Genomic DNA, 14,895 nt, shown 5'->3' on the forward strand with positions numbered 1-14,895 from the left:
CGGGGTTGAAACCGGGGGTTTCCCCTATAGTGCCGCACAAGGTTTTGAAAGTAGCGTTGGCACTATGAGAATCAACGCATTTCCAGGTGAGCTCCGTTGACCGCGTTGCTGCTTGAGGCAGCCGGCCAGCCGTGGATTTATGCCGCCGTGGTGCTGGGGTGTTTGATCGACGGCTTCTTCCCTCCCATCCCGAGCGAGGCGCTTGTTGTGGGGATGGCGTCGCTGGCTGCCGCCCACGGCGGGCATGGCTTGTGGCTCTTATTGCTGGCCGCCCTCCTTGGTGCGTTCCTCGGCGACAATGCCGCCTACATTCTTGGCCGGCGCTTGGGTACGAGCCGATTCAAGTGGATGCGACGTCCGCTGATGCAGCGTTCCTTCGCCAAAGCTGGCCAAGGATTGGAGAGCAGGGCCGTATCCATGATTTTGGTGGCAAGGTTTCTTCCCGGAGCGAGGGTTGCCGTGAACCTCACGGCCGGCGCAACAGGCTTTCAGAGAAGGAAATTTATTGCCATCTCAGCCTTTTCAGCATTTCTCTGGGCAAGTTATTCGGTGCTGATTGGGGCGTTGGCGGGTGTCTGGCTACGCGAACATCCAATCCTTGGATTTGTTGCGGCCATCATTCTTGCCGCCAGCCTTGGGCTGGCTCTTGACCTGGTCATCACCAAGTTCCGGGCTCGTTCACGCAACGGCAGTACAAAGCGGGGCGTAGGACCGCTTGACCCGGCCACGGCGATTGACGAAGGTGCCCAGCACCCGTCAACACGCGAGTCGGTGGTGGCCGCTGGTTCGTAGCAGTCCCCAGTCAGGAGTCCGCAGTCAGGAGTCCGCAGCCACGGGGATCGTGGAATATTACGGTATTCCGGCAAGCCTTATGTTGATATTTAGGGGCACCTAAACTATTCTCGTGTCATGCCAAACTTCCATGCGCCGCCAATGAAGCCGCTCCGCCGAAGCATCTCCGCCTGCCTAGCCACCTGCGCGTTCATCGCGCTCACCTTGACCTCTTGCGACTCCGCCGCCAATTCTGCTGGCACCGAGGGAACGGACAACCGGCCGGTGGTTCTAACCACGTTCACTGTTTTGGCCGATATCGCCCAGAACGTGGCGGGAGACAAGCTTCGCGTTGAATCCATCACCAAGGTGGGCGCCGAAATTCACGGCTACGAGCCAACTCCCGGAGACATACGCAAGGCGGGCAAGGCGGATCTTATTCTCGACAACGGCATGCATCTTGAGGCCTGGTTCGATAAATTCGTTCAGGACCTAAAGGCTCCACATGCCGTCATGACCGAGGGCGTTGAGGCAATAAATATCGCCGAGGACGCTTACAAGGACATGCCCAATCCGCACGCCTGGATGTCGCCCGCCAACGTACAAATCTATGTTGACAATATGGTGGCCGCATTCTCGGAGTTGGATCCGGCCAACGCAGCCATCTATGAAAGCAACGGGGCCACGTACAACGCCTCCCTGCAAGGAGTGCAGGACGAGCTCGTGAGCAGGCTCTCGGTGTTGCCGAAGAATCAACGGGCACTTGTCAGTTGCGAGGGCGCCTTTTCCTATCTGGCCCGCGATGCTGGATTGACGGAGAAATACATCTGGGCCGTCAATGCCGAACAGCAAGCCACCCCGCAGCAAATTGCCAGCGCCATTGAGTTTGTCCGGAGCAATCAAGTCCCGGCGGTCTTCTGCGAGTCGACCGTTTCAGCGGCTCCGATGGAACAGGTGGTCGAGGCCACGGGTGCCGCGTTTGGCGGAACCCTGTACGTTGATTCGCTCTCTGAGAAGGATGGTCCCGTACCCACGTATCTGGACCTGATTCGCCATGACGCCACGATAATTGCCGACGCATTGACGGCGGGTGCGCCGTGAACGCGGCCATCGATGTCGACGCAGTAACAGTGCACTATGGCCAAGTTCTGGCCCTGGACGCAGCTTCGCTGAAGGTCGAAAAAGGGCTGATCTGCGGTCTGGTGGGCATGAATGGTTCGGGCAAGTCCACGTTGTTCAAGGCCATCATGGGACTTGTGAAGCCCGACGCCGGAAAGGTCACGATCGCCGGTGACTCGCCCGTGAGTGCGCGGCAGTTGGGGGCCATCAGCTACGTTCCCCAAAGCGAGGACGTTGATTGGCAGTTTCCGCTCTCGGTTCAGGACGTGGTCATGATGGGACGTTACGGCCATATGGGCATGGCCAGGCGGCCCCGAAAAGCTGACAAGCTTGCCGTGGCTGATGCACTCGAGCGCGTGGAGCTTTCAGAATTTGCACAGCGGCAAATCGGTCAGTTGTCCGGGGGTCAAAAGAAGCGCGCATTCGTGGCGCGGGGGATCGCACAGGGTGCCACCACGCTCCTCTTGGATGAACCGTTTGCTGGCGTGGACAAGCGCTCCGAGGCCACGATCTGCGCACTGTTGAAGCAGCTGGCGCATGAGGGCGCAACCATTTTGGTTTCCACTCATGATCTTCACGCGCTCCCGGACCTGGCTGACGAGGCTGTCCTGCTCATGCGTCGGGTATTGATGCATGGCACGCCGCAGGAAGTCCTGCAACCAGAAAATTTGGCACGGGCTTTTGGCTTGGACGTCATCAACCGAGGCGAGGACGCCCTGTGAGTATTTTTGAGTTTCTCCTTGAGCCCTTCGATTACGTCTTCATGCAACGCGCCTTGGCCGTAACGGTTGTGGCCTCCGTGGTGTGCGCCGTACTTTCTTGTTGGCTCGTGCTGATCGGCTGGTCTCTCATGGGCGACGCCGTCTCTCACGCGGTGCTGCCTGGCGTTGCCTTGGCATACATCGTTGGTGCCCCCTTCGCCGTAGGAGCGGTTTTGTTCGGGTTCCTTGCGGTGGCCTTGATCGGCGCCGTGCGTGGCACCAGCAGGGTCAAGGAGGACGCCGCCATCGGAATCGTGTTCACTACGCTCTTTGCTTTGGGGCTTGTGCTCATCTCCGTCACGCCCAGTCAGACGGATCTTTCGCACATCATTTTCGGCAACTTGTTGGGCCTTGGCCAGGGCGACTTGATTCAGGTCGTGGCGCTCGGGGCCATCACATTCGCCATCCTCATCTTCAAACGGCGGGACTTCACCCTTTACGCCTTCGACCCAACACATGCCCACGCCATTGGCCTGAACCCACGGATGCTAGGCGCCTTCTTGTTGGGATTGCTGGCCCTGACATCCGTGGTTGCTCTCCAGGCGGTGGGGGTTGTGCTTGTGGTGGCCATGCTCATCATTCCCGGAGCCACCGCATACCTTCTGACCGATCGCTTTAGCCGGATGCTGGTCTTGGCGCCAGCTATTTCTGTCGGCTGCGCCATTGTGGGCCTGTATGCCAGCTACTATCTGGATGCAGCCTCCGGCGGCATGGTGGTCCTAACCCAGGGTGCGGCGTTTACACTGGTCTACCTGTTTAGCCCTCGTCATGGCCTTGTCGTTGCCCGCCTCAATGCCGCACGACGCCGGAAGCTGGCTGCTGCTTGATCCCTGCGGCTATCTCAGAGCCAGCCTGGACTGGGTTTGCGCTGCGCCGCCTTCAGTTTTGAGGCGTCGCAGCAATTGATCCAGGGCCCTGGTGTTGGGCACAACGGCATGCAGGATGTAGTCGTATGGTCCGGTCACATGGACCGCGTCACGGACGGCCGGCGCCGCCATGGCCCACGCCAGGAAAACGCCAGAGTCTGCCTCGGGCTTCAGTCGAATGTCGATGAAGACTTCCAGGTTGGGGCCGGTCCCGGCGATACTGTCGGCGAGAATGGCTTGGTAGCCCAGGATGACGCCATCGTCCTCCAGGCGCCGGACACGGGCGGATGCGGCATTGGTACTCAGACCAATCCGCCGGCCCAGGTCACTGAAGGAAATTCGCGCTTCTCTGGCGAGAATATTGAGAATAGCGCTGTCAGTGGCATCCATGCTGCGATTCTATCCGTAGATCTGCACGATTCGCAGTACGTGCTCGCGGGCCGGTACAGCATGGATCCATGGATATTCATATGGCGCTGGGCGTAGGACTCCTTGCCGGTTTCGGGCTGGCCGCACCCTTGGGCGCTATTGGAATTCTGTTGATCCGAGAAGGCATGGCTTGGGGCTTTAAGGACGCATCGCCGGCGGCGGCAGCTGTAGCCACGGTAGATACCATCTATTGCATTGTGGCCGTCGCCCTGGGGGTGGCAGCCGCGCCACTCGTGTCGTCATGGGGAGCTTGGCCGGGGCTGATGGGTGGCCTGATCCTTGTCTTGATCGGAGCCATCGGCGTCAGCAAGGCATTCGGCAGTGCTCAGGTTCCTGTGAATGAGCCGGAACCACAACGACGCGGCCGGGCGGGGCGGTTCATGCTCTTCACAGGGCTGACTGCCATCAACCCCACCACCCTGCTCTACTTCGTGGCGCTGTTGACGGCCGTAGCCCGGCCCTTGGGATCCTTCTCAAGCTCCGTGGCCTTCGTGACTGGTGTTGGCGCCGCGTCACTAGTGTGGCAACTGGGACTGGTATTTGTTGGCCGGATGTTTCGTGCAAGGGCTGCCGCCAAGGCCCGGCGGCGCCTCAACACGATCGGCTTCTCCCTGGTGGTTGTGCTCGGCCTGGCGGCAATCCTCCAAAGGCTTTGATGCTGGGCCTCCGGGTCGAGTCAAGCAGGGCATGCAAGGATGGTTCCATGAAAGCCACTACAGCCAGCGCCTGGGCCTTGGCCGCAATGCTAGGCGCCAGCGCCGTCAACCATCTGAGAAACCCCAAGTTCTACTACCCGGTTGTGCCGCCGTCGTTGTGCAGCGACCGCGGCGGCGCCTTGGGATTGATGACGCGCCACCAGTGGGTGATTGCCTCGACGGCGCCGGAAGCTCTTGCCGCATTGGGGCTGCTCCACCCGAGCACGCGCAAGGCAGCAGCAACTGCCACTACCGTCATGTTCGCAGGATTCACCGCCGGGCACATTTCCGCGTTGAAGCGGGCCTGGGGACCCGACGGAACTCCGCAGTCACGGCGGGTGCACGCAGTGCGACTGCCGTTGCAGATACCTCTTATTGCCTGGGCATGGAGTGCCCGCCGGTCGTAGTTTCCCGCGAGATGACCCTTACGAACAACACGAGTGATCTTGGAGCAGACACGTTTTGAGCTGGACAACAACACGACCCATCCCCGCCGTATTTGTCAGGGGAGCGCTCGAGCTGGAAACCACCCACCGGGGGATGCTTCCGCACCGGCTGCCTGCTTGGGCTCGGGCCCAGGCCGGTGGGGACGCGCAGCTCTTGATGGTGGAATCTCAGCCCTCAGGGGTCAAGATCGCCTTCCGCACCGAGGCGACGGAGCTCGAACTGGATACGCTCCGAACCCGAATCATGTATCGCGGCGCACCACCTCGCCCCGATGGCATCATTGAGCTGCTGGTCAATGGCGACCTTGTGGACAGCGCCGTGACTCACGGTGGGGATGCCACAGTCATTGACATGGCCACCGGATCCATGAGCCAGGACCAGGGGCCCGTCTGCACCAGCCGCTTCGCTCAACTCCGTTCAGGCATGAAGAACATCGAGATCTGGCTACCACACAGTGAGGTCACCGAGCTCGTGGAGCTGCGCAGCAATGCCGAGGTGGAACCGCCGGCGCCGGTGAGCCGGCCCAGGTGGCTGCACCACGGCAGTTCCATCAGCCATGGGTCCAACGCCACACGGCCGACCGCGATCTGGCCGGCCATTGCGGCCAAGGCAGGCAATGTTGAGCTAACCAACTTGGGATTTGGCGGGAGTGCACTGTTGGATCCATTCATGGCGCGGACCATGCGAGATACGCCGGCCCAGTTCATCAGCGTGAAGATGGGCATCAATCTGGTGAACCTGGACCTCATGCGAAGGCGGGCCCTTGGCCCAGCGGTTCACGGATTCCTTGACACGATCCGTGAAGGTCACCCGGAGACTCCGTTGCTGGTCATCTCGCCAATTTTCTGCGGCATCCACGAAGAGACCCCCGGCCCTGGCGCCTTCGATATGGATGCCCTCGCGGCAGGATCGATGCAATTCGTGGCAACCGGCGATCCAGCCGAGATTGCCGCTGGGAAGCTTACACTTCGAGTGATTCGTGACGAGCTGCAAAAGATTGTTGCCCAACGTGCCGCCGATGATGCCAACTTGTATTACCTCGACGGCTTGGACCTCTATGGTGAGGCGGACTCCGGCGAACATCCCCTCCCTGATGCGTTGCATCCGGACACAGCAACGCACCAGCTCATAGGGGAACGGTTCGCCAGCATGGCCTTCGGCGCCGGAGGCCCGCTGAGCTAAAGCGTGATTTGCTGTGCACCAACCACTTTGGCTATGAACAGATGGAACTCATTCAGCCAGCCCCGCAGGAACTCTTCGGTGGATGCAACCGTGACATTGCCGTCGTCGTCAATGAGGCCCTCGGTGAAGTGGATGTAGCATTCGGGATTGGCCAGCTCGGGTGAATTCACGAAGGAGAGGATGCTCCGCAGATGTTGCTGCGCCACGGCCGTACTGATGTGGCCGGGGGAGGTACCCGTGACAGCCGAGGGCTTTTTGGCAAAGGAATTGCTTCCCCACGGGCGTGACCCCCAGTCGATTGCATTCTTCAGGACACCAGGTACGCTGCGGTTGTACTCCGGGGTGACGAACAAGAGGGCGTCCACGGCAGCAACAGCCTCCTTGAATGCACGACCCTCTGGCGGGAAATCGGCGTCGAAATCACGGTTGTAGAGCGGCAGGTTGCCAATGGGGATATCCACCAGATCCATGCCGTCCGGTGCCAACTTAAACAAGGCCTTGGCAAGCTTCCGGTTGATCGAATCCTGTGCCAGGCTTCCAACAAACACTCCCACTGAATAGCTCATGGGTTTCTCCTCCATCACCGTTGATGCGGGGCTGCTGCCTCCGAGATCAATGTAGTCCCACTCCACACATCCATCAATGGTTGATTCCTTTCACCACGGGACCCACCGGTGAATCCACAGGGCACTGAGAGAGCCGAGCACCTTCTGACGAGGTTCCCGGCTCTCTCAATGAACTTCGTGATTTAGTGTCTGGTACGTCGACGTCGATCACCTTGGCCGCCGTGTTGCCCCGCAGTTGGGGTTCAACTCTGGAGGCGGTGGCCGTCGTGGTTCTTTACAATGCTTTCAATCGATTGCTCCCTTACATCCCTTGGACCGCAAGAGGCATCCGTTTGGGTTGATTTACTGGGTGATGAAACGTTCGACGGCGGTGACCGGTCGCACGCGTTCGCCTTCAGGAATGTCCCCGGCAAACGCCAGCCACTGGCCAAATTTGTCGCCCCTGGCATTGAGCTGGTGGTACATGGCCCGGCGCATGGTGGCCACCTGCTCGCGATAGAACGGGACGTTGATGGCGTTGATGAGTTCGTCCGGATCGGCGATCATGTCGTAAAACTCGTCAATGCCCTCAGGATTGGCGATGTACTTGACCTCCTTGTTGCGGATCATGCGCTGGGCATACGGGAAATGATGTCCATGGAATTCACACAGGATGTCCTCACGCCAGCCCTCAACGTCCTCCCCGTGTGCCAGCGGCAGGAGGCTGCGGCCGCGAACACCGGAGGCATCCGCCCCGGCGATCTCATGGAATGTTGCTGTGAAGTCCAGCAGGCTGATAAACCGGTCTTCCCGCCGTTCTTGTTCTCCGGGGAGGGCAAGGATCGCCGGAATTCTGTAGATGTCCTCATACATGGCCGGACCCTTGTCATTGAGCCGGTGTGCACCCGTGAACTCGCCGTGGTCTGCGGTAAACATGACGGCCGTGGAATCGTTCAGCCCCAGTTCATCCAACACCTCAAGGATGCGCCCCACTTCGTGATCGATCATGGATACGTAGCCCCAGTAGACGGCCGTGAGTTTCTTCCACTCTTCCACCGTGAAGCAGTCAGTGGACCAATACTCGGCATAGGCCTGCTGCACCATGGGCTTGCCGTGGAACGTCTCGGCAAAGGAACCGGGCAATTCGATGGTGGAGGGATCCACCATGTCGTACCACTGTTGTGGAATCAGATAGGGCAGATGTGGGCCAAAGATGTGGCAGGAAAGGAAGAACGGCTGCGCGTCCTCCTGCGCCAGCGCTCCTGCAGCGAATTCCCGCAGTTTTGCGATGGTCTGATCCGCGAGGAATGCCTCGAAGGTAGCTTCCGTGGGCTGGTCCGTAACACCAGCAATCAGGTGGCCCTGGCTGCCGTCCGCCCGCGTGGTGTACACGGGGCTGGAGATGTGGAAGTCCGGATGGTTGTTTGCCGCCAGCCAGCCCTCGTAGCCGGGATCGTCGAAGACGTTCAATGCGCCAGGCAGGTGAATTCCTTCGAAACCATAGTGTTCGGGCCCCCGGTCCTTGCCAACGTGCCACTTGCCAACGTGGCCCAGCCGGTAGCCCTGGTCCAACAAGGCTGCCGAAAACGTGGGCAGACCGTCTGGAAGCTCCTCGCGGTGCCCCGAGTTCCATTCATAATTGGCCAGCAGGCCGTGTTCAAAAGGTTGTAAACCCGTGAGCAGGCTGGCCCGCGCCGGTGTGCAGATAGCCGTGGGCGTGTAGGCGCGGTCGAAGGTGGTGCCCCGGGCCGCCAAGCGGTCAAGGTTGGGTGTGTGTTGGGACGTATTCCCGTAGCATCCCAAGGTGTCGATACGTTGCTGGTCCGTCATCAGGAACAGCATGTTCTGGCGTTGTGCAGATTGCGTTGCAGAAGTCATTGAGGTCTCAGGCCGCCGGGGCGCTGACGTAGAGCTCCGAGTTGTAGAACGTCTTCGGATCAACAACAACGGGGATCTTCTCAGCAGCCTTGAACTGTTCCTGGAGCGCAGTCAACCAGGTGTCAATGGTGCCTTCGGCGGAAAGCCCTTCAAGTTCCTTGGAGGTGAACAGCTTGGCGACGCTGGCCTGCGAGGCCATATCCGCATCCTTCAGCTTGAGGAATGTGGCCGTGGCTGAAATGGTCGTTTCTTGATTTGCCAGGCGGTAATCGTTGGCGGCCTTGATCACGGAAATGAAACTTGTGGCCAACTCCTTGTCCTTGGCTGCGCGTCCTGGACCGGCAACAAAAGTTGACGGGAACGTGAACTGGTCAATGAAGTCCTCATTTGAGAACAACTCCACCAGGTCCGGCTTGCCCTTCTTGGCACTGTCGATGAGCGGGTACCAGAGTGCTGCGCCGTCGATCTGGCCTGCGGCAAAGGCCGCGACGATGGCCGGCGGTTCCATGGCGGTCACCTCGAAATCGTCACGGGTCAGGCCTTCCTTCTCCAAAGCCAGGGTGAACAGCTGGTCTCCGGAGGTTCCCGTGGGCACGGCAAGCTTCTTACCCTTGAGGTCCGCCAAGGAGTTGATTCCGGCCTGGGCAATAATGCGGTCGGCATTGGACACAGAGTTGACAGCCCAAATCTCGGCCTTGCCTGAGGCGGGCAACCACAACGCCCCGGAGCCAATGTAGGCCACATCAACGTTGTTCGTGCCCAGCGCCTGGATAGCCAAGGGGCCGTTGGTGAAGGGCAGGTACTTGGGCGCCAGGCCTGCCTTGGCCCACAACCCTTCTTGGTCCGCCACGGCCATCAACGCAGCCCCGTTGTAATCGGCGATGTATCCAACCTTGATCTCCACCGCTTCCTTGCCAGCGGCTCCGGCGGCCTTCGCGCCGTCGTCCTTGGCACTGCAGGCGGCCAATAGTGAAATGGCGGCTGCACCCAAGGAAAGTTGAAGTACGTTGCGGCGTGAGAATGACGTGGACATGGGTCCTCCTGATTGTGTGCACAGGGCACTGTTTGAACGGTGAGGGGAGCTATAAAGGGTGAAGCGGTGTGACTTTATTGGTGCGCTTCGGCAACACCCGGCTGGTGGTACACGGCGGCCCATACCTCGGAGCGAAGTTTGGCGAACTCATCGGAAAGGCGCATCTCTTCCGTGCGGGGATAGGGCAGATCGACCTTGATTTCCTTGAAAATTCGCCCCGGACGTGCGGCCATGACAATCACGCGTGATGCCAGGAACACGGATTCGTCCACGTCGTGGGTGACGAACATGACTGTGCGGCGTTCCTTGGTCCAGGTCTCCAGCAGTTGCTCCTGCATGTGCACCCGGGTCAGCGCGTCCAAGGCACCAAAGGGTTCATCCATGAGCAGGATTTCGGGGTTCACGGCGTAGGCACGCGCGATGGCGCACCGCTGCTTCATGCCACCCGACAGCTCCTTGGGCAGGGCCTCGGCGAAGCGGGTCAGGCCGACCAGCTCCAGGTAGTGGTCCACAATCACGCGACGTTCCTTTGTGGGAACCTTCTTGAGTTCCAAACCGAACTCAACGTTCTTGCGGACGGTGAGCCACGGGAAGAGCGCATATTGCTGGAAGATGACCCCTGTACGCGTACTCGGCCCCTGCACCTGCCGGTCGTCGACCAGAACTTGGCCACTGGTGGGTTGAATCAGTCCGGCTGCCGCGTTGAGCATGGTGGACTTGCCGCAGCCCGACGGGCCAACCACGGTCACGAATTCGCCGTCCGCAATGTCGAGATTCACGCCGTCGAGGGCCGTGAAAGTAGTGCCCGTAAGAGTGAATTCCTGGCGGAGATCCTGAAAGCGGATCATGGCCTTCTGAGTATTGCTTGTCATGGGAAAAGTCCTTAGCGGCGTTCTTGCCAGCGGGTCAGGTGGGCTTCGATCATCAGGAGCAGGCGGTCCATGACCAGACCTAGGATTCCGATGACGATTACGTTGACGAGGATGGTTGGCATGTCATAGAACTGCTGAGCTTGCTGCATGCGCATGCCGAGTCCGTTGGGAGCCGCGAGGAGCTCGGCTGCAACCACGGTTGCCCAGCCGGCGCCGAGTCCAATCCGCATGCCCACCAGGATGAAGGGTGAGGACGCTGGAACCACTACACGCATGAAGATCACGTAGCTGTTGGCACCGAGCACGCGGGCGGCGTTGATGAGGGTGTTGTCCACGCTGACCACGCCTTGATATGTGGAGATCACGCAGGAGAGGAATGCGGCAAGGAAGATCACGAAGATCTTTGGGGTTTCACCGATTCCCATGGTGACCATGACGAGGGGGAGCAGGGCCAGGGGAGGAATGGTCCTGAAGAACTGGACCCAGGGTTCGATGATGGCCCGGCCCACCTGATACCAGCCCATGAGGAATCCCACGGGGACGGCCAGCAAGCTGCCAATCAAGAATCCGCTGAGAACGCGGGCCAGGGAGGCACCGGTATCTTCGGCCAGCGTGCCATCGGCCAGGACTTCCCCGCCGCGGACAAGTACCTCGAGAGGTCCGGGCAGTCCAACCATGCCCGTGGCTGCCAACGCGGCCCACAGGGCCAGACCGGCCGCAACAGAAACAACATTGATTGCAAGCAGTGCCTTGCGGCTGAGCTTGCGGGTGCGTGCTTCGCTCTTGGCTTTGGCGATCTTGGGAGAGTCCGCACCACGGGGGCCGGACGAGGAAACGGTGTCGCGGGAAGGTGGGGTGCAGACCGAGGTGACGGTGTCTTTTGTTGCCATGGCACCAAGTTATGACACGGATCACGTAATGTCAACGCTCTTTACATAAATAGACTTTGCGTGACGCAATGTGCCCTTTTTTGCTTTAAGTGACGATCTCGGGCCGCTACTGGCCGGACGTCATGGCCCAACGACTGAGGGCCATCCGTGCCGCTCCATCACTGCCAGCAGTCGGCGCAAATGGGGCCACGCCAATGTCCATGACTCGCGAACCAAGATCCAAGTGTTGTTCAGCCAGGGCGCGCCGAAGGGGCGCCAGGAGAGGCTCCCCGAACTGTGAAAGCTCACCGGCAATCACCACACGGCCCGGATCGAGCAGGACGGTCGCCCCAACCATGGCGCGTGCCAGCAACTCACCAGCCCAGTCAACGATGTTGGCGGCAATGCCGTTGCCCTCAGCCGCCGCCTCTGCCAATGCGGCAATGGAAGGGAATGACTGGCCGCGGTGGGCAGCTTCGGCAAGCACGTTCGCTTCATTGATGAAGCTTTCCAAGCAACCGTGCCGCCCACACCAACACCGTGGACCGGAAAAATCGACACTAACGTGCCCCAGTTCTCCTGCGATGCCGTTTCCACCGCGAAGCAGGGTCCCGTTTGTCACGATGGCTGAACTGACGCCAGCGGAAAGCACCACGTACAACAGCTCATCACTGTCCCGGCCATAAGCCATGGCCGCTAGGCGAATATTGTTATCCCACAAGAGGGGGCCAGGCAGGACGGCGCGCAGCGCATCAAGCGTTGCCCCTTGAGGGTCAAGTTGATGATTTTCGCCGTCGAAGAGGGACGCTGGATTGGCGTGGCGGCTGGCGATGCCAATGCCGGTGCCAATAATGGCTTCCGGTTTGATCCGTCCCGCGGCAATAAGTTCGCGAATCATTTCCGCAGCCAGTTCCACCTTGGAATCCAACCCCAGCGAGCTCGGGATGTCACGGAGTTCGTTGGTCACGGGGGAGCCGTCGAAGCCTTGAACCGAGATGCCAATGCGGCGACGCCCCAGCTCAATACCTACGACCGCACCCGCGTTGGGGTCCAGGGAGAGAGTCTTGGTGGGCCGCCCATTGCGTCCTCCCGGCACGACTTCCTGATCGCGCTCACTGATGACGCCGCGGTGCCGCAGATCGCTGACGATGGCAGACAGGGTGGTGCGTGAGAGTCTGGTGTCGCTCTCAAGTTCTCGCCGCGTTCGATTTCCGTGGGCAATGAGCGACTCCAAGACACGCAATTCGTGTCGCCGCCGCACCGCCTGCAATGCGCCCTCGTCAGGTGTAAGCACGTCCCCTCGCTTTCCATGATGGCAACTCTTCGTTGATATTTTCAAGAGGCCCCTGGATCTCACCAAGAGAGTCATGGGCATGTTTATGTAAAGTCTATTATCCTTAATCGCCGGCCGCCCGCGACACTTTCACAGGCACATGAAGCACTGCAGCCCGCCGGGCTGGCTAGCCTGCAGGCAAGGAGGGCTGGTGACGCGCAGCGTGGATGAAATCCCGGATGAGCTGGGAGTCCTTGACGCCTCGGCGCGATTCCACGCCGCTTGAGACATCCACGCCCGTGGGTGAAAGTGCGTGAACCAGACTGGCAACATTGGCAGGGTTCAGGCCACCGGCGAGGAGCCAGAATCCCTGGGGCCCCCCGTTCTCAAGTGAGCTGGCGTCAAAGGCAATGCCGGCTCCGGGCTCGACGGCGTCGAGCAGGATCCGCTCCGCTGCCCAACTGAGCCTTTGGCCGTCATCGAGGGCGTTGTACGCATCAACGGAGAATGCGCGGAGGGTGCGGAAGCCTGCCCCGTGAAGTGCTTGCATGTCGGCGAGGGATTCATCGCCGTGGAGCTGGACCGTGGTTACGCCGGCAGTGCGGGCCATGTCAATGACCTCGTCGATATCTTGATTGCGAAAAACCCCCACCGTCTCAACATCCTGGGGTACCTGGCGCACCAGTTCTGACGCCGTTTCAGCGCTAATTGTGCGGGGACTACCCGGTGCAAAGATAAAGCCAATGGCGTCAGCTCCTGCTTGGACGGCCGCATCAACGGTTTCGGCAGTCTGCAAACCGCAAATCTTCACGTACAAGGCTGACATCGGTTCTGGATTCCCGTCTGGCTATTTCCCTAAAGGCTGCGCTGGCATGCTGCCGCTATGGCCATATTAACAGTTGGGGATGCCTGCACTCAGGAAAACACGGCATCCGCTATGGCCCAGATGACATAGCCACTGAGGGGGACCAGCAAGAGCCACTCCCTGACCGATCCCGCGTTGCCCAAGATGGGCAGTGCAATGTTGCCGCTGGGGCGCCAGAATTTTTTCACGAGCGGCACCTTCCGCAGGAAGCGCGGCGGTCGGATTCGTAGTGGCCAGAGCAAATTGCACCCGCCCGTTGTCAGCATGTCGCCAACTATGTGCGTGGCAACACCAAGTGCCATCGTCATCGGGAACCAGTAGGGTTCCTGCGGGGCGAAGAACGTCACGAATGCCCCGACGGCCAGTCCCAAAACCCAGGGAAATTTCCGCATCGTATCCGGAATGATCTTGAGTGATTTTGCCGCGAAAGAAGCCAAAAGCACGGCGAGGATTCCCGCACCTGGGTAGATGGTGCCAAAATCTGTCAGCTCGACTCGCCACATACCTGCGAGCGCGGCAATGGCAACGAAGACGGCCAGCCCCAAGATTGAATGTGTCCCGTGTCGGTGCCCTCCGGATAGCCGGCCGACTTGAATGCACATCATGTTCGAGAGCGGCGGTAGCGAGTGCGCGATCGTCGCGTGACGGTGATCCGCGTCCGGTACCAGTGCGGCGCCGGCCGCGACCAAGGCTCCTGCGACGACGCCTGCGGGGGAGACGTCCATGAGTCCCATGCCCAGCGTGATGTGTTCTGGGACCGCCGGGAACACCCTCACGACGGGAGTCAGGTCGACGTCGAACGTGGTGGTAAGAGCCAGCCATACGGCTGCTCCGCTGGCGGCGTGATGGGCACCCATCATGGGGATACGTCCTTGCATTCTCGGGTTCTTCGTTCTGATCCCGCAATACGTGGACAAAACCTGCTTGTTCAACCCTATGTGCCGCCGCCGACATTCCCGGACGGGGGTGATCTGGCCCACGCGTTGGCACCCTCCAAGGGGCTCTCACGTTGAGAATTGGGTAAGAATGGGATTTCCATCCCGCATCACTGAAAGGAAGTACCTAGTGACGAGTCCTGGTACCACCGAGTTTCCACCATCCATTGGTAAACCTGCCATGCGTGCACTTGAGCTGGCCGGGTTCACCCGATTCGATCAACTTGCACTGGTCAGCGCCGCGGAGTTGTTGCGCCTGCATGGGATTGGCCCCAAATCCATCCGAATCTTGCAAGCGGAACTGGAGCAGCGCGGGTCGGGCTTCGCTGAACCCACACCATAGCGTGCTCAGATG

At 60.2% G+C, this 14,895-nt stretch carries 17 protein-coding genes; 8 read left to right on the forward strand and 9 right to left on the reverse strand.

The features are described 5' to 3' along the window. The first annotated feature begins 96 nt into the window (after window positions 1–96). The 4 genes from BLV41_RS06795 to BLV41_RS06810 all read left to right on the forward strand — a co-directional run bounded on the left by BLV41_RS06795 (window position 97) and on the right by BLV41_RS06810 (window position 3,478). Window positions 97–792, forward strand: coding sequence for a DedA family protein (locus BLV41_RS06795; protein WP_074711118.1), 696 nt, complete (start codon window positions 97–99; stop codon window positions 790–792). 117 nt (window positions 793–909) lie between these two features. After that, window positions 910–1,872: a metal ABC transporter substrate-binding protein gene (locus tag BLV41_RS06800; RefSeq protein ID WP_074711119.1), complete on the forward strand. Its 963-nt coding sequence runs from the start codon at window positions 910–912 to the stop codon at window positions 1,870–1,872. Continuing rightward, complete coding sequence (locus BLV41_RS06805) at window positions 1,869–2,612, forward strand: metal ABC transporter ATP-binding protein (protein WP_074711120.1); 744 nt, start codon at window positions 1,869–1,871, stop codon at window positions 2,610–2,612. Before BLV41_RS06800 ends, BLV41_RS06805 begins: the two co-directional genes overlap by 4 nt. 41 nt (window positions 2,613–2,653) lie before the next feature. Then, window positions 2,654–3,478 carry a metal ABC transporter permease gene (locus BLV41_RS06810; RefSeq protein ID WP_211481655.1) on the forward strand — a complete coding sequence of 275 codons (825 nt, stop codon included), beginning with the start codon at window positions 2,654–2,656 and terminating at the stop codon, window positions 3,476–3,478. Window positions 3,479–3,487: 9 nt separating this feature from the next. Here the strand turns inward: BLV41_RS06810 and BLV41_RS06815 are convergent, their stop codons facing one another. Beyond that, on the reverse strand, window positions 3,488–3,907 hold the full coding sequence (locus tag BLV41_RS06815; RefSeq protein ID WP_074711122.1) for an Lrp/AsnC family transcriptional regulator: 420 nt from the start codon (window positions 3,905–3,907) through the stop codon (window positions 3,488–3,490). A gap of 68 nt (window positions 3,908–3,975) precedes the next feature. Between BLV41_RS06815 and BLV41_RS06820 the strand changes: the two genes are divergently transcribed. Genes BLV41_RS06820 through BLV41_RS06830 form a run of 3 tightly spaced genes read left to right on the forward strand, consistent with a single transcriptional unit; the run spans window position 3,976 to window position 6,270 of the window. Then, window positions 3,976–4,602, forward strand: coding sequence for a LysE family transporter (locus BLV41_RS06820; RefSeq protein WP_074711123.1), 627 nt, complete (start codon window positions 3,976–3,978; stop codon window positions 4,600–4,602). Window positions 4,603–4,649: 47 nt separating this feature from the next. Further along, window positions 4,650–5,048: a DoxX family protein gene (locus BLV41_RS06825; protein ID WP_074711124.1), complete on the forward strand. Its 399-nt coding sequence runs from the start codon at window positions 4,650–4,652 to the stop codon at window positions 5,046–5,048. Window positions 5,049–5,103: 55 nt separating this feature from the next. Then, entirely contained in the window at window positions 5,104–6,270 is a 1,167-nt protein-coding gene (locus BLV41_RS06830; protein ID WP_074711125.1) for an SGNH/GDSL hydrolase family protein, read from the forward strand. Here the strand turns inward: BLV41_RS06830 and BLV41_RS06835 are convergent. The 8 genes from BLV41_RS06835 to BLV41_RS06870 form a co-directional block, all read right to left on the reverse strand. After that, the gene (locus BLV41_RS06835) at window positions 6,267–6,836 is read right to left on the reverse strand and encodes an NADPH-dependent FMN reductase (RefSeq protein ID WP_044570552.1); all 570 of its coding nucleotides are present in this window, start codon (window positions 6,834–6,836) and stop codon (window positions 6,267–6,269) included. The genes BLV41_RS06830 and BLV41_RS06835 overlap by 4 nt on opposite strands. 342 nt (window positions 6,837–7,178) lie before the next feature. Further along, window positions 7,179–8,693, reverse strand: coding sequence for a sulfatase family protein (locus tag BLV41_RS06840; protein ID WP_074711126.1), 1,515 nt, complete (start codon window positions 8,691–8,693; stop codon window positions 7,179–7,181). 7 nt (window positions 8,694–8,700) lie between these two features. Beyond that, on the reverse strand, window positions 8,701–9,726 hold the full coding sequence (locus BLV41_RS06845) for an aliphatic sulfonate ABC transporter substrate-binding protein (RefSeq protein WP_074711127.1): 1,026 nt from the start codon (window positions 9,724–9,726) through the stop codon (window positions 8,701–8,703). A gap of 74 nt (window positions 9,727–9,800) precedes the next feature. Next, complete coding sequence (locus BLV41_RS06850; protein ID WP_074711128.1) at window positions 9,801–10,598, reverse strand: ABC transporter ATP-binding protein; 798 nt, start codon at window positions 10,596–10,598, stop codon at window positions 9,801–9,803. A gap of 11 nt (window positions 10,599–10,609) precedes the next feature. Next, window positions 10,610–11,488: an ABC transporter permease gene (locus BLV41_RS06855; protein WP_083360630.1), complete on the reverse strand. Its 879-nt coding sequence runs from the start codon at window positions 11,486–11,488 to the stop codon at window positions 10,610–10,612. 106 nt (window positions 11,489–11,594) lie between these two features. Next, on the reverse strand, window positions 11,595–12,761 hold the full coding sequence (locus BLV41_RS06860; RefSeq protein WP_074711129.1) for an ROK family transcriptional regulator: 1,167 nt from the start codon (window positions 12,759–12,761) through the stop codon (window positions 11,595–11,597). A gap of 166 nt (window positions 12,762–12,927) precedes the next feature. After that, window positions 12,928–13,566, reverse strand: coding sequence for a phosphoribosylanthranilate isomerase (locus BLV41_RS06865; RefSeq protein WP_074711130.1), 639 nt, complete (start codon window positions 13,564–13,566; stop codon window positions 12,928–12,930). 89 nt (window positions 13,567–13,655) lie between these two features. Continuing rightward, window positions 13,656–14,465, reverse strand: a complete 810-nt coding sequence (locus BLV41_RS06870) for a metal-dependent hydrolase (RefSeq protein WP_074711131.1) — start codon at window positions 14,463–14,465, stop codon at window positions 13,656–13,658. A 205-nt stretch (window positions 14,466–14,670) separates the two neighbouring features. Here BLV41_RS06870 and BLV41_RS06875 point away from each other — a divergent pair, with 205 nt between their 5' ends. Continuing rightward, window positions 14,671–14,883 carry a helix-hairpin-helix domain-containing protein gene (locus BLV41_RS06875; protein ID WP_244516773.1) on the forward strand — a complete coding sequence of 71 codons (213 nt, stop codon included), beginning with the start codon at window positions 14,671–14,673 and terminating at the stop codon, window positions 14,881–14,883. Window positions 14,884–14,895: the final 12 nt, after the last annotated feature.

It is taken from the genome of Arthrobacter alpinus, from assembly GCF_900105965.1.
GTDB lineage: Bacteria > Actinomycetota > Actinomycetes > Actinomycetales > Micrococcaceae > Specibacter > Specibacter alpinus.